The sequence below is a fragment of the Chryseobacterium formosense genome (genome assembly GCF_900116415.1).
Taxonomy (GTDB): Bacteria; Bacteroidota; Bacteroidia; order Flavobacteriales; family Weeksellaceae; genus Chryseobacterium; species Chryseobacterium formosense.
This window is the reverse complement of the sequence record NZ_FPAP01000001.1, coordinates 927,597-946,245: the sequence shown is the minus strand read 5'-3', so window position 1 is coordinate 946,245 and position 18,649 is coordinate 927,597. Positions and strand designations below refer to the sequence as shown.

Sequence of the window (18,649 nt, the reverse complement as noted above, 5' to 3'; positions counted from 1 at the left end):
GCGGAGTTTTTTATGTAATAATCTAAAATTTATAAGCCCAAAAGCTAATATTTAATAGTTATAATCAATTTTACTTATATTTTTTGTTTATAAGTAATTATCATTATATTTGCAAAATGATAGCGGTCATTACCGGTGATATTATAAATTCACAGCATGCGGAAACAGAAGTTTGGATCAACAAACTTAAAAATCTTCTCGAAAAATGGGGAAGCGCTCCTCAAATATGGGAAATCTACAGAGGAGACGAGTTTCAGCTAAAATGCAGTATTGACGATGTTTTCTGGCATTTCTTAGCCATAAAATCTCTTATAAAAAGTCAGGAAAATTTAGATGTAAGAATTGCAATCGGTATTGGTGAGGAAAATTTTTCTTCTGAAAAAATCACAGAATCCAACGGTTCAGCTTATGTCAATTCAGGAAGATTGTTGAATGATCTGAAAAGCGACGGACACACTGTATCTATTAAGACATCCAACGATTCTGTTGACAGAGATTTAAATATGCTATTAAAATGGGCTTCAAAAGATTTTGATAACTGGACAATGGCAACTTCCGAAATAATTCACGAAATGATTATGAATCAAGATATTACACAGGAAGATCTCGCAAAGAAATTCGCTATTTCACAGTCCTCAATCAGCCAGAGACTGAAACGTGCAAACTACGAGCTTATCGTAGAAACCAATCAATATTTTAGAAAGAAAATTTCAGAATTGTAGGATGATTTTTATTCAACTCATATTGGCACATCTACTCGGAGATTTTATTCTTCAGCCAAATTCTTGGGTTGCAGATAAGGAAAATCATAAACTGAAAAGTCCTTATTTGTATTATCACGTTCTGATTCATACAGCCTTAAGCTTCATTTTTCTTTGGGATATAAAACTTTGGTGGGTTGCTATTTTGGTCGGGGTTTCTCATTTTATAATTGATGTATGTAAATTGAGTTTTCAAAATAATCTTACTAAAAAAAGATGGTTTTTCATTGATCAGGCACTTCATGTGACAGTTATTGGTATAGTCTCCCTTTGCTTTAATGAATTTGATTTTGAATTTTTAAAAAATCAGGAGTTTTTGAAAATTATAATGGGAACTTTGTTTTTAACGACACCGGCTTCAATTTTCATCAAAATATTATTATCATCATGGACTCCGGTAGCAGAAGAAGAGGGCAGTGTACAAACCGAATCTCTATCGAGCGCAGGAAAATATATCGGAATTTTAGAACGATTATTGGTCTTCACTTTTATTGTGGTCGATCATTGGGAAGGTGTAGGTTTTATGGTAGCAGCAAAATCCGTTTTCAGATTCAGCGATTTAGCACAGGCAAAACAGAGAAAACTGACGGAATATGTATTAATCGGGACATTATTAAGTTTCGGAATCGCTGTTTTAACAGGAATTTTAATTAAATAAAAGTAATAAATCTAACTATAACCGAAAACTTTGAATTTCGAGGTTTTCTAAAGTAAAAAGTAAAAATTATGAGTCAAAAGCTAGAAATGTTGTACGAAGGTAAAGCAAAACAAGTATTTGCTACCGAAAATCCTAATGAAGTAGTAGTACGTTTTAAAGACGATGCTACAGCATTTAATGCTCAGAAAAGAGGTTCTGTAGATTTGAAAGGAGAGATGAATAATGCCATCACTACTTTAATCTTCGAATATTTAAATGAAAAAGGGATTAAAACTCATTTCATCAAACAATTAGACGAAAGAGAGCAATTGGTAAAGAAAGTATCAATTATTCCTTTGGAAATGGTCGTGAGAAACTATTCTGCAGGAAGCATGGCTCAGAGATTAGGAGTTGAGGAAGGAATTAAATCTCCTGTTACCATCTTCGATATCTGCTACAAAAAAGACGAGTTGGGAGATCCGCTTATCAACGATCACCACGCTGTTTTCTTAGGAGCTGCAACGTATGAAGAGCTTGACGAAATGTATGAATTAACTTCAGACATCAACGAAATCCTTATTGATCTTTTCGACAAAATGAACATCATCCTGGTTGATTTCAAAATCGAATTGGGAAAAACTGCTGACGGTGAGATCATCTTGGCAGACGAAATTTCTCCAGATACTTGCAGACTTTGGGATAAAGATACCATGAAGAAGCTAGATAAAGACAGATTCAGAAGAGACTTAGGAGAAGTAACTGAAGCATATGTTGAGATCTACAATAGGTTGAAAGTAGCTTTAGGCAAATAAGATTTTAGATAAAATTAGATGTTAAGTTTTCTTATTTAACATAATATTTAATTTTTCATCTAATTTATAAATCTATCAAAATAAAATCTAGATTAGAAAAAATAGAAATGAAAAGTTTAGACATTCATAAAAGTGAATATTTAAAACAGTTTGAAACTCAAACCTACGGAAGAAATCTTTTCAGAACGCAGGAAGAAGAAAGACTGGATGCTCCGAACGAGGAGTGCGGAATCTTCGGAATGTATTCTGACAACGATCTTGATACGTTTTCTCTTTCACAGTTCGGGCTTTTTGCACTTCAGCACAGAGGTCAGGAAGCTTGTGGTATTTCTGTTTTAAAGGACGGAAAAATTACCAATATGAAAGATGAAGGGTTGGTTTTGGATGTTTATAAAGAGATCCAGGATCCTGAAACTTTTATGGGAAATTCTGCAATCGGACACACTCGTTATACGACTGCAGGAGACAAAAAGAAATATAATTTTCAGCCATTTTTCGCAAAAAACGAATATGACCAGATTATCCTTTCTATTGCGCATAACGGTAACCTTACCAATGCAAAAGAATTGAAACACGAACTGGAAGCTGAAGGTGTAGTTTTCAGAGCGACTTCCGATTCTGAGGTTATTTTGAGATTAATCCAGAAAAATCTTGATTTGGGACTTCGTGGCGCTATCAAAGCAACAATGGAGAAAATTGAAGGAGCCTATTCTGTTGTAGGGATGACAAGAAATAAATTCTTCGCATTCAGAGATTTCAACGGGATCAGACCTTTGGTTTTGGGAGCAATCAACGAAAATTCTTACGTTGTAGCTTCAGAATCTGTAGCTTTAGACGCTGTTGGAGCTCAATATGTTCGTGATATTTTACCGGGAGAAATCATTTATACCAATGAAAACGAACCTGGAAAATTAAACTCATACATGGTAAATGAAGAAAAAGGAAAGCAGAGAATCTGTTCTTTTGAATACATTTATTTTGCAAGACCCGACTCTACATTAGAAAATATCAACGTTTACGAAATCAGAGAAAAATCGGGAGAAAAAATCTGGGAACAGGCTCCTGTGGAAGCTGATGTGGTAATTGGAGTTCCGGATTCCGGAGTTCCTGCTGCAATTGGTTTTTCCAAAGCTTCGGGAATACCTTTCCGTCCGGTTTTGATTAAAAACAGATACATCGGAAGAAGTTTCATCGTCCCGACTCAGGAAATGAGAGAAAGAGTAGTGAACTTAAAACTGAATCCGATTATTTCCGAAATTAAAGACAAAAGAGTAGTAATCATCGACGATTCTATCGTTCGTGGAACAACTTCGAAAAGGTTGGTTAAAATCCTGAAAGATGCAGGAGTTAAGGAAATTCACTTCAGAAGTGTTTCTCCGCCAATTATCGCGCCTTGTTATTTAGGAATTGACACCCCTTCAAAAGATGATTTGATTTCTGCAAATATGACGACAGAAGAGCTTAGAGACTATTTAGGAGTTGATTCTTTAGAATTTTTAAGCACAGAAAACTTAAAAGTAATTTTAGGTTCATCCAACCACTGCTTCGGATGCTTTACAGAAGAATATCCTGTAGGAAAAGGAGAGGAAGTGGAATTATTTAATTAAAATTTTAATTATAAAATGAAAAAGGTCAGATTTCAAATGAAATCTGACCTTTTTTTTTAGTTTTAAATTATCTTAGAATTTATAAGCAACACCAACCTGGAAAAGATTATTTCTGATTGCGTCACCAGGATTATTTTCAGCAATATCGGTAACTCCGGCAACAAATCTAGCCGTAAGACCAAATTTCTGATCAAAGTAATAACCTGCACCAAGACCTATTCCTAAGTCAAAACCTTTAAAAAGATCATCTACATCTGCAGAACCTGCATCACCTTTAACTTTTTTGTTGATTGCAAAACTGAACTGTGGACCAGCTTCTACGTACAACTCAGGTAAAAGGTTATACTGAAGCATTACAGGTACAGAAATATAGTCTAGATTTAATCTTACATCAGACAATCCCTCAAATTTAGCACCCATCCCATTATACAAAAGTTCAGGCTGAACACTGAATGAGCTTGCAACAGGAATGTTTGCAAAAACACCACCGTAAATTCCAGCTTTTGCTTTGAATGCATCATCATTAATTGAAGCTACATTTAATCCGGCTTTTATTCCGAAAGTTACCGCTGAAGAAGATTCTTTAGCTTTTTCTTGAGCAAATGATAATGAACTTGCAGCGATAGCAAGTCCTAAAAATAGTTTTTTCATAGCTTTTGTTTTTAATTTGTTTATTATTGAAAAACTACCGCAATTCAAATCAAAAACCTTGCCAATTTATATTAATTTTAATGGTAATTAAATAAAAATGCCAGATTCTGTAATGAATCTGACATTTTTTTATTTGAAATTAAGATTGTTTTCTTAGAACTTAAATGCTAAACCAACTTGGAAAGTATTATTTCTGATAGCATCAGACCCATTAGGTCTATCTTTCGCAATATCTGTAACACCTGCTACATATCTTGCTGTTAAACCGATGTTATCTGTGAAATAATAACCTGCCCCTAAACCGATACCAACATTAAATGTGTTGAAATTATCTTTATAATTTCCAGATTCTGCCAATACATCGTTATTGGTTTCATTCTTAGCTTTGTTTTTTGCGCTTACCATAAACCCAAACTCAGGACCTGCCTCAACATATAAATTTGGAATAAAGTTATATTGGAACATTACCGGAACTGTGATATAGTCTAAATGGTTTGCGTAAGAATATCTGTTACCTGCTACTACATAGTCATACTTGTCTCCGTACTGAGAATATAAAACCTCCGGCTGAATGCTGAAAGATTCTGCAACAGGAATATTTGCAAATACACCTGCGTTAAAACCGATTTTAGAGCCCTGATCTTCTAAAGTTTCATCATCTGACAATGAAGAAACGTTCATCCCTGCCTTAATCCCAAATCTTACTGGTGATGTTGACGATGGAGTAGGTTGTGTAGTCTGCGCAAATGCCAATGAAGTTGACAATACTGCTATTCCTAAAATTAACTTTTTCATAACTTAAATTTTTAATATTTACTAATTCTAATTTTTCTAATTTTAAATTTTACTACCAAACTTTTTTGAGTTTGACGAATCGAATCTTTCAAATTGCTTGCCAAAACTATTTTTATCTATTTCACACAAATAAAAAATGCCCTTCTGTGGATGAAGAACATTTTGTAATATTTTAAAAATCAAACAATTAAACAGAATTCTAATATTATGTTATGAATATAATATTTATTAAAAACCGGTTTAAAAATTTAGTTGAAAATCTAAAATCCGCTAATTTTTTTATAGAAATCAATTGATTTTTGAATATTTTCTGTAGAACACTGATGATCAAAGACACAAGAACCGATTCCGGAAAGCAACGAAAAATTGATTTTTGCATCTGTATTTTTCTTATCGTTTAATAATAGATCAAAAATCTTGTCTTCAGCAAAACCTGTAATATCAATATAACAAAAATATCTCGCTATATTTTCTGTAATCATTTCAGAATCTTCTTTACATATTAAACCCTCAAGATAAGAAAGGTGAGCTTCGCAAATCATTCCCAAAGCAACTGCTTCTCCATGCAGAATAAGATTTTCGCTTTGAAGACATAAGCTTTCAATCGCATGACCAATGGTATGCCCGAAATTCAGTGTTTTTCTTACATCCTTCTCATGGAAATCTGCATTTACAATTTCCTGCTTTATTTCCATTGATTGCGGAATGAAAGGTTCAATTCCGACCGGATCTAAATGCTGCAAATGAATTAAATCTTCCCAATGTTTTTTATCGGCAATCAAACCATGCTTCAGCATTTCAGCAAAACCGCTTTTTAATTCTTTGCCAGGAAGTGTGTTTAAAAATCCTGTATGCACAAAGATTTGTTCGGGAAAAGAAAAAGTTCCCACCATATTTTTATAATGCATTAGATCAATTCCCGTTTTCCCACCGATTGACGCGTCACACATCGAAAGCAAAGTTGTAGGAATATTGATAAACTGAATTCCTCTTTTATAAGTAGAAGCAACGAACCCTCCCATATCTGTAATGACACCACCTCCAAGATTGATGATCAAAGCTTTTCGGTCTGCCTGCATTTCTGTAAGAATTTCCCAAAGCTGATTGGCAGTCTGAATATTTTTCATCTCTTCACCAGCTTCAATTTCAAGAATTTCAAAAGCGATGTCAGTCTCTAAATTTCCAAGAAGTGTGGGAAGGCAATATTCATGCGTATTTTCATCCACCAAAATAAAAACTTTGCTGAATGATTTTCCGGTCATGAATTGATTAAGCTGCGAAAAATTTTCGTCTAATATGGTAATCATCGTATGATTTTTTTATTAATTAAAGATATACTATGCTACAAAGTTATGATTCTTAATTTTTAACTCGTTACTAAATTGACTATCTTTGCACAAATATTTAGCATGAGCAGAGACAATAATTCAGGAAGACCAAAGAAACCAAGAAGTTCAACAAGAAATAATTCTGATGATTCTCGCGCTTCAAGATCCGGAAATTCCGGGTCAAAACCTTTCAAAAAATCTTTTCCTAAAGCAGGAGAAAGAAATTCTGATTCCAAAAGAAGTAATGGCACGAGTTACCAGGACCGAATGGATAAAAAATTTGGGAAAACTGAACAAGAACCTTTTATCACCACTTCGGGTGAAGAGAGAAAGGCTTTCAGTAAATCAGCACCAAAAAGGGGCAGCAGCAGACCCGGTAGTTTTGATACCAGAGATAAATACGAAAGAGGTAGCTTAAAATACGGTAAAAGACCGGGAACTGACAACAGAGAAGATAAAAATAAATCGTTTGTTCAGAAAAGAAGACTGAACAAAATTGATAAAGATATTCATAAAGACACCATCCGTCTAAATAAATACATCGCCAACTCAGGAATTTGCAGCAGAAGAGAAGCTGATGAACTGATTACTCAAGGCTTGGTAGAAGTAAACGGAAAAGTGGTAACTGAAATGGGTTATCAGGTTCAGAAAACCGATAAAGTGGTTTTTGACGGACAGAACATCACTCCGGAAAAACCAGTATATGTTCTTTTAAATAAACCAAAAGGATATATTTCTACTACAAAAGACGACAAAGCAAGAAAAACCGTAATGGATTTGGTTGCTAATGCTTCACCGTATAGAGTTTTTCCTGTAGGAAGACTTGATCGTTCTACAACCGGAGTTATTTTATTAACAAATGACGGTCACATGACAAAGAAATTAACGCATCCTTCTTTTGATGCAAAGAAAATTTATCATGTAACGTTAGATAAAAAACTAACCAATGAAGACATGAAGCTTATTGCTGAAGGAATTCGTCTGGATGAAGGTGTTGCCGTTGTAGATCAGATTTCTTTCATCGAAGGAAAACCTAGAAATGAAGTGGGAATTGAGATTCACATCGGCTGGAATCGTGTGATCAGAAGAATTTTCCAGAGATTAGGATATGAAGTTGAAGCGCTTGACAGAGTAATGTTTGCAGGATTAACGAAGAAAAACATCAAAAGAGGTCACTGGAGAATCTTATCGGAGCAGGAGGTGAACAATCTTAAAATGCTTTAATCGGAATACGAGATTTCGGATTTCGATAAATAAAATACAAAGACGTTGAAAAAATCAACGTCTTTTTTATTTTGAAAGTTTGTCATTCTGGACGAAGGAAGAATCTATATTTATTGTTAGAGAGATTCTTCATTTCAGTTCGTTCCATTCAGAATGACAGACGAATGTTAATTACAAGATTGAAATTTATGTAATTTGTGAAAAAATTCGTGTTTTAATTTTTACCCCAAAACCGTTACTCCTTTCTGTAACATTTCAAAAATAGCATCTTTACCATTATCAGGTTTTACGTTCACAGCACGTGTTCCGTTGAAATGCAGACACGTAATAAAGCCATTGGCAACCGCATCAAGACAAGTGAATTTTACACAGTAATCTAAAGCTAAACCGACAATTTCAACCAATTGAATTTCGTGATATTTCAGAAAATCATCCAATCCGGTTTTCATAAAATGATTATTATCCTGAAAACCGCTGTATGCATCAATCTCCGTATTTTTTCCTTTTTGGACAATATGTGTTACTTTATCACGATTCAGATCTTTATGAAATTCTGCACCGAAAGTTCCTTCAATACAGTGATCGGGCCACATAAACTGCGGAACACCATTTAAAATAATACTTTCCCCAACTTTTCTACCGTTATTGCTTGCGAAACTTTTATGATTTGCCGGATGCCAATCCTGTGTAAGAACAATCTGCTCGTAATCATTCTCTTCCATCAGAAGGTTGATATAAGGAATAATTTCATTCGCTCCGGGAACGGCAAGCGCTCCGCCTTCACAGAAATCATTCTGTACATCGACTATTATTAATGCTTTTTTCATATCTAAGATGATCGAATTTTTGATAAATTTATAAAAATTATTACTCAAAAATTTATCCAAAACAGAATTATCGGACAAAACGGCATTTTAAAAATAAATTGTGTTGTGAAAAGTACTTAAATCTGCAAAAGCAGTTCTTCAATAGTTTATCTTTGTAATAAATAAATTTCATATGTCATTTGAATCATTAGGATTATCAAGCAATATTATTCGTTCTGTCAAAAAATTGGGTTATTTAAAGCCTTTTCCGATTCAGGAGCAGGCTGTTCCGGTTATTTTACACGGTAAAAACCTGATGGGAATTGCACAGACCGGCTCAGGAAAAACGGCTTGTTTCGTAATGCCTATTTTAGACAAATTACAAAAAACCGAGGTTAAAAAAGATCGGAAAGTTCAGGTTTTAATATTGGTTCCTACACGAGAGCTTGCCATTCAGATTGATGAAGTTTTTAAAGCTTTTACCGATAATCTGAACCGTGAAATCCGTACAATGGCTGTTTATGGAGGTGTTTCAATAAACCCGCAGATGAAAGGGATGTTTGGTGTAGAAGTATTGATCGCAACGCCGGGAAGATTGCTGGATCTGATTGATCACAATGCCGTAAGCATTTCTACCATTCAGCATCTGGTTATTGATGAAGCAGATAAAATGTTTCAGCTTGGATTCGGTGAGGAGATGAACAAACTTTTCGCAATGATGCCTGTTGCAAAACAAGTTACTCTATTTTCTGCTACTTTGAATGATAAAGTTTCTGAGATAAAAGAACGGTTATCAATCGACCCGGTTATCATTGAAATCAAAAAAGAGGAAGTTGAAATTGATCATATCGAACAATTGGCATATCATGTTGCTCCCGAAAATAAAGGTCCGTTTTTAAGATATTTAATTAAAGAAAAGAAAGTTGAAAAAGCTTTGATTTTTGTTTCTTCTACGAGATCTGCGGATAATTTAGTTGAAAAATTAAAGAAAAATAAAATAAAGGCAGTTGCGATTCACAGTCAGAAATCTCAGGGTGCACGCAGAAATAATTTGGAAGAATTTAAAGTTAATGGCGCTCAGATTTTAGTAGCAACTGATTTGATTGGTCGCGGAATTCACATCGAATCCTTACCATGTGTCATCAATTACGAATTGCCACGCTCACCTTTGGATTATGTTCACCGTATCGGTAGAACGGGTCGTGCAGGAGAAACAGGAACGGCGATTTCTATTCTTACCGATGAAGAATTGCAGCATTTCAGAGTGATTCAAAAGAAAATGGGAAAAAAAGTAACTTTACAGAGAACGGAGGATATTAATTTGCATGGTTATTAATTTTTTCTCGCTGATTGAGCAGATTTTACAGATTTTTTTTAAATATTTATTTAAACTAATAATTAAAAATTCAGATAAAACTTTCAGGCTGATCTAACTTATGAAAGAATTTACCATTATAAGAGGTCTTTTTGATACCAGAAAACGTCAGTTAATCATTGATGAAAACTTTCTAAAATTTGAAAATAAAGATCATAACCAAGATCTTTTTACCGTTATTCCTAAAGAAGAAATTGCAGGAATACGTTATGGAGTTCACTTCATCAAAGGTTTAGAATTTTATATTGGCAGAGAATATCAAATTTTTATCCGAACAAAAGCAGGAAAAGAGCTTAAAATATTTTTCAAGTTATTCTACAAAAGGAAATTAGAAGAAAAGCATCAGTTGTTCTGTGATATTGTTGATGCTTTGTGGGCATATTATTTTAATGATATTCTTAACATTTATATAGACCAATTTAACAACAATCAAAATTTTTCACTTGCCGGAATTCTTTTCAAAAACAATTGCATACAATTTGATAAGAAGGAAATATTGTATTCTGATTTAGCTGTAAAAAATTATCATCATTATTTGGTTCTCTGTTCAACAAAAGATCAATACACTAATAAAATGATGAATTATTTAAAAGATAAAGACGCTGTAATTCTAAATGAAATATTAAACTGCATAATTAAAAATGAACAACTTAGAGCAAAAGAAGTATCCGATCGGCCGGTTTGAAGTTCCTGAAGATATCTGTGACATCAAACTGAATGAATATATAAAAGTCATCAAAAATTTTCCGGATAAACTAAAAAATTTAATTGAAAATTTTAATGACGAACAATTAGATACTCAATACCGAGAAGGCGGTTGGACGGTGAGACAGCTGATTAATCACATTGCAGATAGTCATATTAACAGTCTGATGCGTTTAAAATTGGCCCTTACTGAAGAAAACCCTTCTATAAAACCTTATGATGAAGCAAAATGGGCTGAACTTCAGGACAGCGTAAATATGCCGATAAAACCGGCGATGAGAATGATTAAAGGAACTCATCAAAGGTGGGCTCATTTGTTAAAATCGATGACCAACAAACAGTTTGAAAGAACTTTTCATCATCCTGAGCAAAATAAAAACTACGATCTGAGAACCTATCTTGCCCATTATGTTTGGCACTGCAATCATCACTTTGCACATATTGAAAATCTAAAGACTGAAAAAAACTGGCCGTGAAAAGTCTTCATAACGAAAATGATTTTAACGAAATAAAAAAAAGAATTGCCAGTCTTTCCGAAAATTCCGAGCGGAAATGGGGGAGGATGAATGCGGCACAAATGCTCCATCATTGTAACCTTATTCTTCAGATTCCTTTGAAAAAGATCGAGTTACCCGAGATTAATTTTATCTTAAGAGCCATCGGAATATGCACAAAAAAAGAAATGCAGATTTTCAATAACGGAATTCCGCACAACATGCCAGGTTTTCGGAAAGTAATCGTTAATTTTGAATGTGATTTCGAACAGGAAAAATTTAAACTTCTAAAAACTCTTGATGATTATCAGGAAGCATTCAGAAAGAAGCAATTTCCGGACAGACATGTGCTTTTCGGGAAAATGGAAGAAAAAGATTGGGGATTTTTGGAGTATAAACATCTTGATCATCATTTAAAACAATTTAATGCATGAGTTTTTTAGATAAAATATTTGGTGGAAAACAGGAACAGGGAGATACAAAATCTTTCTGGAAAACGATAAAATCTGAAGAAGATTTAGAAAAAGCAATCAAAGAATCGTATGAAACCAAGGTTGCTATTTTCAAGCATTCTACAAGTTGTTTCATCAGTAAAACAGTTTTGAAAAATTTTGAGAAAGAGATAGAAAACTCAGAAGATCTTAAAAGCAGCTTTTACTTTTTGGATCTGTTGGCTTTCAGACCGATTTCGAATAAAATTGCTGAAGATTTCGGGATTCGTCACGAAAGTCCGCAACTTATTGTTATTGAAAACGGAAAAGCTATCAATAACGCATCACATCAGGATATATCTTTAAGCCAAATTACCGTATGACAAATATTCAGAATTATTTAGCCAAAGTTTTTGAAGTTCCTGCCGATAAGCTGAACATGTGTACTTTGCAGTACGAATCTAAAAAAATTGCAAAGCACGAATTTCTTTTGCAACACGGAGAAGTTTGCCGAAACACTTTTTTTGTAGAAAAAGGACTTCTGAGAATGTACTCGATCGACAAAAACGGTAAAGAACACATCATACAGTTTGCCCCGGAAAATTGGCTGATCGGTGACCGAAGCAGTCTATATTTCAATGAAAAATCAAACTATTTTATTGAGGCGGTAGAAGATTCTGAAGTTTTGTTTCTGCAGCCTGATTTTTTCAACAAGCTTTTGGAAGAATTTCCGAACAGTATAGAGAGAAATGACCTTATCATTCAGAAGCATGTGAAGAGTTTGCAGGACAGAATCAATTCTTTATTGGGAGAAACTGCGGAAGAGCGTTATCTGAAATTCATCAAAATGTACCCGGATCTTTTGCTGAGAGTTCCACAGTGGATGATCGCTTCGTATCTTGGGATTACTCCTGAAAGCTTAAGCCGTGTAAGAAAAGAACTGGCAAAAAAGAATTTCGTTACTGACAAGTAATTTTATTTTTTTTAAATAATAAAATCACCACGCCAAACAACTAATCGTTGTTCAGTGTGGTGATTATTCTATTGAGATATTCCTGTTCCCTTAATACTTTTTCGTAAGATTGTTTCGCATAAGAAGGCGATAACTGGTAACCGTCTGATTGAAGCTGATAACTGTCGTTTTCGACATATCCGCCAAAATTCTGGGTATATTCATGGATGAACTTTTCAATTACCTTCCTTTTAATTTCACACAGCGTACTGTTTTTAATTTTCTGCAGAGAATTGAGTATAAAAGACTTGTCTCCACTGAAATTAATCACCTGTGTAATCATTGCAAAATTGCTTATCTGCTTATTATTCGTTTCATGAACAACAGCGTGCGGATCATCTTCGAAAATCATGATTTTTAGTTTTAAGGGTTAAACTTTTTAGAGAATAATTTTATCTAAACGCTGGCTTTACCTTCAACCCCGTCGGAATTATCGGTTTTATTACCGGTAACAGCTGCAGTAACAAATGTTATTAAACTAACCAATTTCCCTGCTTTTGTATCCCAATAATAAGTGTATTTTGGTTCTACACGAATGATGCTCACGGTAGGATCATCTTTACCATCAAACCATGCATTTGCCATTGCAGACCATTTTTCTTCAATCGTAGAGCGATCTTTATAAATTGTTGCCTCACCGAATATGGACAGATATTCTGAATCTGAATTGTTCATAAATAAAAGCTGAACTCTTTTGTCATCTTTTATCTCAAAATTTTTGTTGCTTGTATCGCTGCTTATAAACCAAAGATTTCCGTTATCGTCCGTTTCCTGAAGACCCATTGGTCGCGTATTGATTGGGAGACTTTCGAGATTGGTGCAGAACATACAGAATTTTGCTTTTTCTGAAAGCTCTTTGATTTTTTTTACCGCTTCTGAGTGAATTAGGTTTTCTGTTGACATAATAATATATTTTTGTAATTGTGGTGTTTTGGAGGAACAATATTGTTCCTAGCTATTTTGGTCGCTTCAAAAACCTAACCAAAATGTAAATTTGGTAAAAAAAATATTATATTACTATTAAAAATAATGAATTTAACATTTACTACAAAGAATGTTATTGCATTAACTAAATATTATGATCGCAATCATAATACCACAAATCATTATATAGTATATTTGTATTCAAGTTTTTATGCAATATTTAAACTCAATACAACCAATCAAAAAAATATTATGAAAAAAACAGTATTCATCTTCGCAGTGGGATTTCTGGTTCTGAGTTGTTCGAAAAAAGATACTACAACACCAACTGATACTACAGATAGTTTATCAGCCGACACAATCACTTCTGAAACTGTACCTGTTCAGCCAGATACTATGATTGTTCCTGCAACTCATGCAGACAGTACCATAACAACCATTCCTGCTAATTCTGCAACCAACACAAGATAATCATCACTGAGAATCACTACTTTTTACGGATAGAAAATATCCTGTAAATGCGATTACCTTAAATCTTTGTGAAGTTTTAACCCTAAAAAAAGAAAAATTTCTTTCATTAGTTGAAAATCTCAAGCTATGTTTTGATATGAATAAAAGGTTATCAGAAAATCTTTATTTTAAACAAATTATGGCACAAAATATGTCTTCTCAAAATTCAGTATGAAAGCTTAAAACTTCGATGAACTATCTGAAGAGTCAGGAATCGGAAGACAAAAAGTTTAGATTTCAAATTCTATTAACCAAGCAGCAAATGGCAAGCCTTACAGGAATTTGTATAAAACTGTGATCCGAACATTCAAAAAAATGAAAAAAAGGCAGATGCTGATTGAAACCGGTAAAATATTATAGTAATTTATAAAAATGATGATATTATGAAAACAGTAAGTTGTATGAAGATCGATGAGCAGCTGTTATTATCTTACAGCGCAGAGATCAGAACGTATAATGAGAAAGAAGCAATTTTTCTTGAGGGTGATGCACCTGCTTATTTTTTTCAAATTATCGAGGGGAATGTAAAAGTGAATAATTATAACGAAGAAGGAAAAGAATTCATTCACAACATTCTCGGTAAAGGACAAAGCTTCGGCGATCCTCTTCTTTTTATCGATAAAAAATATCCCGTGAATGCTTATACACTAAAGCCAAGCACTATTATTCGCTTACCCAGAAAGAATTTCATTAATTTAATTAAGGAACATCCTCATGTTTCAATGGAAATGAATGCATGTCTTTCTCACCGTCTGTATTATAATATGATTATGGTACAGAATATGGCTTCACAACAACCGGCTTTAAGAATTACCGGTCTTTTCGATTATCTTAAAAGCTATACAGACTGTGAAGACGCTCACGGTTTCAATGTAAAACTTACCCGTCAGCAAATAGCCGATCTTACCGGCCTTCGTGTTGAAACAATTATCCGTACTTTAAAGAAAATGGAGCAGGACAAACTTGTGAAAATTGAAGACAGAAAGATCTATTATTAAAGTATGACTCAGATCATAAATTTGTAGAAGTTTTAGGTTATACATTTGAGTAGACTTTTTATTATTAATTCACTCTTCAATATGTGAAATAAGAAGCTACTAAATCACTCAAAATATAAAATATGATAACCGGATTAAAACAAAAAGTTTACACAGTGGAAGCGCTGTGTATAAGTGGATTTCCCACTATGAAATACACCCTCAAACTTTATTCATAATTTTTACTTTTCCGGATTACCTCTTTTTGGAGAAGAGGTAGTCTTTTTATAGTCGGTTTTTTTACCGAGATCAACTTGTCATCACCAACACCAAATTAATATGAATTCATATAAAATTTTACAAATCATCAAAGATGATGATTTCGCAGAAATACCCAATCACGGAAATTGGATAGAATCTCAGTCTGTAATTTTTGCGAAAGAGATCAGAGACAATATTTTTCTGCTTTTTGTAGTAAATAAAGATCCTCAAAAAGACTCCGTTCGTGCAATGATCGCAAAATTCGACTGTATTGAAAGCATCAGTCTAAAAGAACCCAGCCAACTGATGTTTTACCTGACCCTTCAAAAATCAGAAGATCTTCATTATTTCGAAAAATACATGAACATCACACAACTTCATTAAAAACAAAACTTATGGAATTTCAGCAAAATTTACTCAATTATATCAGCGAAGCATTGATTACGACCAACGAAACCATTTCTATCGCTGAAAGTGTGACTTCAGGATTATTTCAGCTTTCATTTTCTCAAATGCCTAATGCAGGAATGTTCTATAAAGGTGGTATCACTGCCTACAATATTGCTCAGAAAGTAAAACTTTTGAACGTAGATTATGATGAAGCAAGTCTTTGCGACTGTGTTTCAGAAAAAATTGCCGAAACAATGGCATTAAATGTTGCCAAATTGTTTGAAACCGACTGGTCTATTGCCGTTACAGGCTACGCAAATCCCATCAGAAATTCAACCTATAGAATATTTTCCTATTATTCTTTTGCTTACAAAGGCGAAATTATTTTGTCTAAAAAACTCGAGCTTCATCCTAAAACTCAGGCTTTAGGAGCTCAGGAATATTATACGGAATTTATTCTGGGATGCTTTAAAAGTGAAATCAATAAAGTTTTAGTATTAAATAATCATTAGAAATTATATGAAATCTACCATTACCATTCTTACACTTTGTCTTTTAGGCATTACTGCAAGCTCATGCCGCTGTGACTTTGAAGAAGATGAGCCAAAAAACAGAAAACCTGATCAGGTAGAAAATAAAAAGAATAAATAATCATAATCTTATTTATCGTTTACTGCAGAAAGATCTCCATTAAAATCATAAACTTAGAAAACAGCTTACATTTTCATCTCAACTTTTCTTTGGTATTAATAAAAGATCTTTCTGTTTTGTATTTTCAGAACTCCGGTTTTCTCCATGTTTTTAATTACCCTTATTACTGTTTCTACACTAAGCCCGGTAAGTGAGGCAAGTTGTTGTCTCGTTAAAGGAATCTGGAGAGAATATTGTGATTTATCTTCATGATGAAGCTTCAGATAATTCATTAATGTTAATAATTTATCACTCGGATTATGAAAAGCCATGCTCTGCATCATCAGAAATTTATAATGCATATGTTCCGCCATAAACGGAATAATATCGGAATAAACTTCAGGATGCTTTTTTAGAATTTCAAAAAAATGTGCTTTAGGAAGCCTTATTACTTCACTTTCAATCTCTGCAACAGCATTTACAGGATAGTTTTTAGATAGAAAAAGAGAAGAGAGACCAACGCTGTGACCTTTTAAGAGAATACCCTGGATAAATTCTTTTCCCGCTTCATTATAGTTATTTATTTTTATTTTGCCTTCAACAATCAGAAAAAAAAATGCAGGAACATCACCTTCAGAAAAAATAATATCCTCCGCATCAAAAGTTCTCAAATCTGCTCCAAAAGAAAATAAAATATCTTCATTTATCATATTATAGGGATTAATTTAACCTAAAATCATAATCAATAGTCTCGCAAACGTAATGAGGTACGAATTTTTAGAATTGTAAAGAAAAAGCAATTTTCTACAAAAGTGAATTATTTACCTACCACACAGATACCACATTCACCATTAAAGCTCAAAATAATTGCTGAAAATAAAATTTTAATCAGAAATAAGAGTTTAATTAAATTAAAAAAGCAAAATGCCAAAAAATGTAAAAGGGTTGATTAGAATCATAAAAAGAATGTAAAAAATCTGATACTTTTGAATCAGCAATATCAAAGAATTAGCTCTTGTTTTAAAATTCATAAGAATTAGAATTAAAATTTGAGCCGACAGGATATTTCACAACAATGATACCCCAAATTATAAAGGTAAACAGAGAAATAAGAATGCTAATCAAATTAAGAGCGAAAGTCTTAATAATGATCGAGAAAAATTTTGCCATACGATGAATAAAAATAAAGAAACACTACAAGATTTTAAAGCAGAAAATTACAACGCAAAAATTTTGGCTGACGAAGAAATAATAAGACTTGCAAAAGAAAATTCGCCACGCCTTCTAAGTAAATTCAAATCTGCATACCCGGATTTTTTTGAGAAATTAGCAACGATTAATGCAAATCTTCAAAACTCGGAAATTATTTTCTGTATCTATCTCAAGTTGAGATTGAGTACAAAAGAGATTGCCATTTACACATTTGTAACTCCAAAGGCAATCCAAAACAGAAAAAACAGACTGAGAAAAAAACTAGGCATCTCGTCAGATACCGATATTTATAAATGGTTTGATAATTTGTAAGATTTAAATCTCATAAATCTCAGCATCCGTAAAAACATAGAATCTTCCTTTTTTAGGAAGATTTTTTGTATCTAAACCCGTAAATTCGCTGAAAGCCGGAAGCAATAATTGATTTTCGGAAACCGCAAAGCAGGGTAGTTTGATATTTTTCACCATCGAATTAATCACAAAACCAGGATGAATGTGACCTGTAATCTGAAATTTTTCATCCGTTTTCTGAAAATCGTGGACGAAAAGAAAATGATCAATCTCCAACATTTCATCTCTGAAATTCAGGCATAATTTTGCTTCCAGCTTTTTTGAAATTTTGTCGTGATTGCCTTCTATTAAATGAAATTCAAGGTTGGGAAACTGGTTTTTCCATTCACAGAATTTATCAACACCCGAATTATCTCCTGCGTGGAGTAAATCGCCGACTACAATAAATTTTTCAGGCTTAAAATATTCAATAAGAACAGATAATCTTTGTAAATCATTATCGAAAATCTGATCGGAGAGGGCAATCCCATTTTTGCGGAAATGGGCAGTTTTTCCGATGTGCAAATCGGAGAGAATCAAAGCTTTTTCTTTTTTCCAAAACAGCGCACGCTGATTGGTTAAGGTAAAAACTTCGTTTTGAATGTTTATATTTTTTGTTACTATTTTCATTTTTTACTAAAAAATTTCAGCTATAGCTTTGTCATTTCGACAATAGGAGAAATCTAATAATTAATTTTATAGATTCTTCACTCCGCTATACTTCGTTCTGAATGACAAAACGACATAAATTTACAATTGACTTATTAACAATTCACT

Annotated in this window: 25 protein-coding genes; 17 read left to right on the top strand and 8 right to left on the bottom strand. The window is 33.3% G+C overall.

Annotated features, from left to right (window positions below; translation table 11 throughout):
• Positions 1-116 precede the first annotated feature (116 nt).
• From BM371_RS04450 to purF, 4 genes are all read left to right on the top strand, one after another.
• The gene (locus tag BM371_RS04450) at positions 117-722 is read left to right on the top strand and encodes a SatD family protein (protein ID WP_034676287.1); all 606 of its coding nucleotides are present in this window, start codon (positions 117-119) and stop codon (positions 720-722) included.
• 1 nt (position 723) lies between these two features.
• Positions 724-1,419 (top strand): DUF3307 domain-containing protein, encoded by a 696-nt coding sequence (locus BM371_RS04445; protein WP_034676285.1) that lies wholly within the window; start codon positions 724-726, stop codon positions 1,417-1,419.
• A 68-nt stretch (positions 1,420-1,487) separates the two neighbouring features.
• Entirely contained in the window at positions 1,488-2,210 is a 723-nt protein-coding gene (gene purC, locus BM371_RS04440) for a phosphoribosylaminoimidazolesuccinocarboxamide synthase (RefSeq protein ID WP_034676282.1), read from the top strand.
• A gap of 107 nt (positions 2,211-2,317) precedes the next feature.
• Positions 2,318-3,817: an amidophosphoribosyltransferase gene (purF, locus tag BM371_RS04435; RefSeq protein ID WP_034676280.1), complete on the top strand. Its 1,500-nt coding sequence runs from the start codon at positions 2,318-2,320 to the stop codon at positions 3,815-3,817.
• A gap of 72 nt (positions 3,818-3,889) precedes the next feature.
• On the opposite strand, the gene BM371_RS04430 is transcribed toward purF, so the two are convergent.
• From BM371_RS04430 to aroB, 3 genes are all read right to left on the bottom strand, one after another.
• The gene (locus BM371_RS04430) at positions 3,890-4,468 is read right to left on the bottom strand and encodes a porin family protein (RefSeq protein ID WP_034676278.1); all 579 of its coding nucleotides are present in this window, start codon (positions 4,466-4,468) and stop codon (positions 3,890-3,892) included.
• 153 nt (positions 4,469-4,621) lie between these two features.
• Positions 4,622-5,263 carry a porin family protein gene (locus tag BM371_RS04425; RefSeq protein WP_034676276.1) on the bottom strand — a complete coding sequence of 214 codons (642 nt, stop codon included), beginning with the start codon at positions 5,261-5,263 and terminating at the stop codon, positions 4,622-4,624.
• Between the two features lie 260 nt (positions 5,264-5,523).
• Positions 5,524-6,570, bottom strand: a complete 1,047-nt coding sequence (gene aroB / locus BM371_RS04420) for a 3-dehydroquinate synthase (protein ID WP_034676274.1) — start codon at positions 6,568-6,570, stop codon at positions 5,524-5,526.
• A 102-nt stretch (positions 6,571-6,672) separates the two neighbouring features.
• Between aroB and BM371_RS04415 the strand changes: the two genes are divergently transcribed.
• On the top strand, positions 6,673-7,815 hold the full coding sequence (locus BM371_RS04415; protein ID WP_228376735.1) for a pseudouridine synthase: 1,143 nt from the start codon (positions 6,673-6,675) through the stop codon (positions 7,813-7,815).
• 221 nt (positions 7,816-8,036) lie between these two features.
• Here BM371_RS04415 and pncA read toward each other — a convergent pair whose 3' ends face one another.
• Entirely contained in the window at positions 8,037-8,642 is a 606-nt protein-coding gene (gene pncA / locus BM371_RS04410) for a bifunctional nicotinamidase/pyrazinamidase (protein WP_034677361.1), read from the bottom strand.
• 172 nt (positions 8,643-8,814) lie between these two features.
• Here pncA and BM371_RS04405 point away from each other — a divergent pair, with 172 nt between their 5' ends.
• The 6 genes from BM371_RS04405 (at position 8,815) to BM371_RS04380 (ending at position 12,599) form a co-directional block, all read left to right on the top strand.
• On the top strand, positions 8,815-9,957 hold the full coding sequence (locus tag BM371_RS04405; protein WP_034676272.1) for a DEAD/DEAH box helicase: 1,143 nt from the start codon (positions 8,815-8,817) through the stop codon (positions 9,955-9,957).
• A 100-nt stretch (positions 9,958-10,057) separates the two neighbouring features.
• On the top strand, positions 10,058-10,681 hold the full coding sequence (locus tag BM371_RS04400) for a hypothetical protein (RefSeq protein ID WP_034676270.1): 624 nt from the start codon (positions 10,058-10,060) through the stop codon (positions 10,679-10,681).
• The gene (locus tag BM371_RS04395) at positions 10,638-11,177 is read left to right on the top strand and encodes a YfiT family bacillithiol transferase (protein ID WP_034676267.1); all 540 of its coding nucleotides are present in this window, start codon (positions 10,638-10,640) and stop codon (positions 11,175-11,177) included. The genes BM371_RS04400 and BM371_RS04395 overlap by 44 nt, the downstream gene beginning before the upstream one ends.
• Positions 11,174-11,629: a DUF1569 domain-containing protein gene (locus BM371_RS04390; RefSeq protein ID WP_074958538.1), complete on the top strand. Its 456-nt coding sequence runs from the start codon at positions 11,174-11,176 to the stop codon at positions 11,627-11,629. Before BM371_RS04395 ends, BM371_RS04390 begins: the two co-directional genes overlap by 4 nt.
• Positions 11,626-12,009 (top strand): bacillithiol system redox-active protein YtxJ, encoded by a 384-nt coding sequence (gene ytxJ / locus BM371_RS04385; protein WP_034676266.1) that lies wholly within the window; start codon positions 11,626-11,628, stop codon positions 12,007-12,009. Before BM371_RS04390 ends, ytxJ begins: the two co-directional genes overlap by 4 nt.
• Positions 12,006-12,599, top strand: coding sequence for a Crp/Fnr family transcriptional regulator (locus BM371_RS04380; RefSeq protein ID WP_034676264.1), 594 nt, complete (start codon positions 12,006-12,008; stop codon positions 12,597-12,599). The genes ytxJ and BM371_RS04380 overlap by 4 nt, the downstream gene beginning before the upstream one ends.
• Positions 12,600-12,639: 40 nt before the next feature.
• On the opposite strand, the gene BM371_RS04375 is transcribed toward BM371_RS04380, so the two are convergent.
• Both BM371_RS04375 and BM371_RS04370 read right to left on the bottom strand, forming a co-directional pair.
• Positions 12,640-12,990, bottom strand: a complete 351-nt coding sequence (locus BM371_RS04375) for a hypothetical protein (RefSeq protein WP_034676263.1) — start codon at positions 12,988-12,990, stop codon at positions 12,640-12,642.
• Positions 12,991-13,034: 44 nt separating this feature from the next.
• The gene (locus BM371_RS04370; RefSeq protein ID WP_034676262.1) at positions 13,035-13,541 is read right to left on the bottom strand and encodes a pyridoxamine 5'-phosphate oxidase family protein; all 507 of its coding nucleotides are present in this window, start codon (positions 13,539-13,541) and stop codon (positions 13,035-13,037) included.
• A gap of 273 nt (positions 13,542-13,814) precedes the next feature.
• On the opposite strand from BM371_RS04370, the gene BM371_RS20340 reads away from it, so the two are divergent.
• The 5 genes from BM371_RS20340 (at position 13,815) to BM371_RS20880 (ending at position 16,351) form a co-directional block, all read left to right on the top strand.
• Positions 13,815-14,033 (top strand): hypothetical protein, encoded by a 219-nt coding sequence (locus BM371_RS20340; protein WP_131430929.1) that lies wholly within the window; start codon positions 13,815-13,817, stop codon positions 14,031-14,033.
• A gap of 422 nt (positions 14,034-14,455) precedes the next feature.
• Entirely contained in the window at positions 14,456-15,070 is a 615-nt protein-coding gene (locus BM371_RS04360; RefSeq protein ID WP_228376734.1) for a Crp/Fnr family transcriptional regulator, read from the top strand.
• A gap of 318 nt (positions 15,071-15,388) precedes the next feature.
• Positions 15,389-15,694, top strand: coding sequence for a hypothetical protein (locus BM371_RS04355; RefSeq protein ID WP_034676256.1), 306 nt, complete (start codon positions 15,389-15,391; stop codon positions 15,692-15,694).
• Positions 15,695-15,705: 11 nt separating this feature from the next.
• Positions 15,706-16,212 (top strand): CinA family protein, encoded by a 507-nt coding sequence (locus tag BM371_RS04350; RefSeq protein WP_034676254.1) that lies wholly within the window; start codon positions 15,706-15,708, stop codon positions 16,210-16,212.
• A 7-nt stretch (positions 16,213-16,219) separates the two neighbouring features.
• Positions 16,220-16,351 (top strand): hypothetical protein, encoded by a 132-nt coding sequence (locus BM371_RS20880; RefSeq protein ID WP_262484179.1) that lies wholly within the window; start codon positions 16,220-16,222, stop codon positions 16,349-16,351.
• A gap of 95 nt (positions 16,352-16,446) precedes the next feature.
• Here BM371_RS20880 and BM371_RS04345 read toward each other — a convergent pair whose 3' ends face one another.
• Positions 16,447-17,040: a Crp/Fnr family transcriptional regulator gene (locus BM371_RS04345; protein WP_034676251.1), complete on the bottom strand. Its 594-nt coding sequence runs from the start codon at positions 17,038-17,040 to the stop codon at positions 16,447-16,449.
• A 463-nt stretch (positions 17,041-17,503) separates the two neighbouring features.
• On the opposite strand from BM371_RS04345, the gene BM371_RS04340 reads away from it, so the two are divergent.
• Entirely contained in the window at positions 17,504-17,854 is a 351-nt protein-coding gene (locus BM371_RS04340) for a helix-turn-helix transcriptional regulator (RefSeq protein WP_051882774.1), read from the top strand.
• Positions 17,855-17,857: 3 nt separating this feature from the next.
• Here the strand turns inward: BM371_RS04340 and pdeM are convergent, their stop codons facing one another.
• Positions 17,858-18,502 carry a ligase-associated DNA damage response endonuclease PdeM gene (gene pdeM, locus BM371_RS04335; RefSeq protein WP_034676249.1) on the bottom strand — a complete coding sequence of 215 codons (645 nt, stop codon included), beginning with the start codon at positions 18,500-18,502 and terminating at the stop codon, positions 17,858-17,860.
• Between the last annotated feature and the right edge of the window lie 147 nt (positions 18,503-18,649).

Excerpts from the sequence above, each read along its gene's own strand:
- BM371_RS04450 (WP_034676287.1), top strand. The coding sequence starts at position 117 with ATGATAGCGGTCATTACCGGTGATATTATAAATTCACAGCATGCGGAA.
- BM371_RS04445 (WP_034676285.1), top strand. The coding sequence starts at position 724 with ATGATTTTTATTCAACTCATATTGGCACATCTACTCGGAGATTTTATT.
- purC (WP_034676282.1), top strand. The coding sequence starts at position 1,488 with ATGAGTCAAAAGCTAGAAATGTTGTACGAAGGTAAAGCAAAACAAGTA.
- purF (WP_034676280.1), top strand. The coding sequence starts at position 2,318 with ATGAAAAGTTTAGACATTCATAAAAGTGAATATTTAAAACAGTTTGAA.
- BM371_RS04430 (WP_034676278.1), bottom strand. The coding sequence starts at position 4,468 with ATGAAAAAACTATTTTTAGGACTTGCTATCGCTGCAAGTTCATTATCA.
- BM371_RS04425 (WP_034676276.1), bottom strand. The coding sequence starts at position 5,263 with ATGAAAAAGTTAATTTTAGGAATAGCAGTATTGTCAACTTCATTGGCA.
- aroB (WP_034676274.1), bottom strand. The coding sequence starts at position 6,570 with ATGATTACCATATTAGACGAAAATTTTTCGCAGCTTAATCAATTCATG.
- BM371_RS04415 (WP_228376735.1), top strand. The coding sequence starts at position 6,673 with ATGAGCAGAGACAATAATTCAGGAAGACCAAAGAAACCAAGAAGTTCA.
- pncA (WP_034677361.1), bottom strand. The coding sequence starts at position 8,642 with ATGAAAAAAGCATTAATAATAGTCGATGTACAGAATGATTTCTGTGAA.
- BM371_RS04405 (WP_034676272.1), top strand. The coding sequence starts at position 8,815 with ATGTCATTTGAATCATTAGGATTATCAAGCAATATTATTCGTTCTGTC.
- BM371_RS04400 (WP_034676270.1), top strand. The coding sequence starts at position 10,058 with ATGAAAGAATTTACCATTATAAGAGGTCTTTTTGATACCAGAAAACGT.
- BM371_RS04395 (WP_034676267.1), top strand. The coding sequence starts at position 10,638 with ATGAACAACTTAGAGCAAAAGAAGTATCCGATCGGCCGGTTTGAAGTT.
- ytxJ (WP_034676266.1), top strand. The coding sequence starts at position 11,626 with ATGAGTTTTTTAGATAAAATATTTGGTGGAAAACAGGAACAGGGAGAT.
- BM371_RS04380 (WP_034676264.1), top strand. The coding sequence starts at position 12,006 with ATGACAAATATTCAGAATTATTTAGCCAAAGTTTTTGAAGTTCCTGCC.
- BM371_RS04375 (WP_034676263.1), bottom strand. The coding sequence starts at position 12,990 with ATGATTTTCGAAGATGATCCGCACGCTGTTGTTCATGAAACGAATAAT.
- BM371_RS04370 (WP_034676262.1), bottom strand. The coding sequence starts at position 13,541 with ATGTCAACAGAAAACCTAATTCACTCAGAAGCGGTAAAAAAAATCAAA.
- BM371_RS20340 (WP_131430929.1), top strand. The coding sequence starts at position 13,815 with ATGAAAAAAACAGTATTCATCTTCGCAGTGGGATTTCTGGTTCTGAGT.
- BM371_RS04360 (WP_228376734.1), top strand. The coding sequence starts at position 14,456 with ATGAAAACAGTAAGTTGTATGAAGATCGATGAGCAGCTGTTATTATCT.
- BM371_RS04355 (WP_034676256.1), top strand. The coding sequence starts at position 15,389 with ATGAATTCATATAAAATTTTACAAATCATCAAAGATGATGATTTCGCA.
- BM371_RS04350 (WP_034676254.1), top strand. The coding sequence starts at position 15,706 with ATGGAATTTCAGCAAAATTTACTCAATTATATCAGCGAAGCATTGATT.
- BM371_RS20880 (WP_262484179.1), top strand. The coding sequence starts at position 16,220 with ATGAAATCTACCATTACCATTCTTACACTTTGTCTTTTAGGCATTACT.
- BM371_RS04345 (WP_034676251.1), bottom strand. The coding sequence starts at position 17,040 with ATGATAAATGAAGATATTTTATTTTCTTTTGGAGCAGATTTGAGAACT.
- BM371_RS04340 (WP_051882774.1), top strand. The coding sequence starts at position 17,504 with ATGAATAAAAATAAAGAAACACTACAAGATTTTAAAGCAGAAAATTAC.
- pdeM (WP_034676249.1), bottom strand. The coding sequence starts at position 18,502 with ATGAAAATAGTAACAAAAAATATAAACATTCAAAACGAAGTTTTTACC.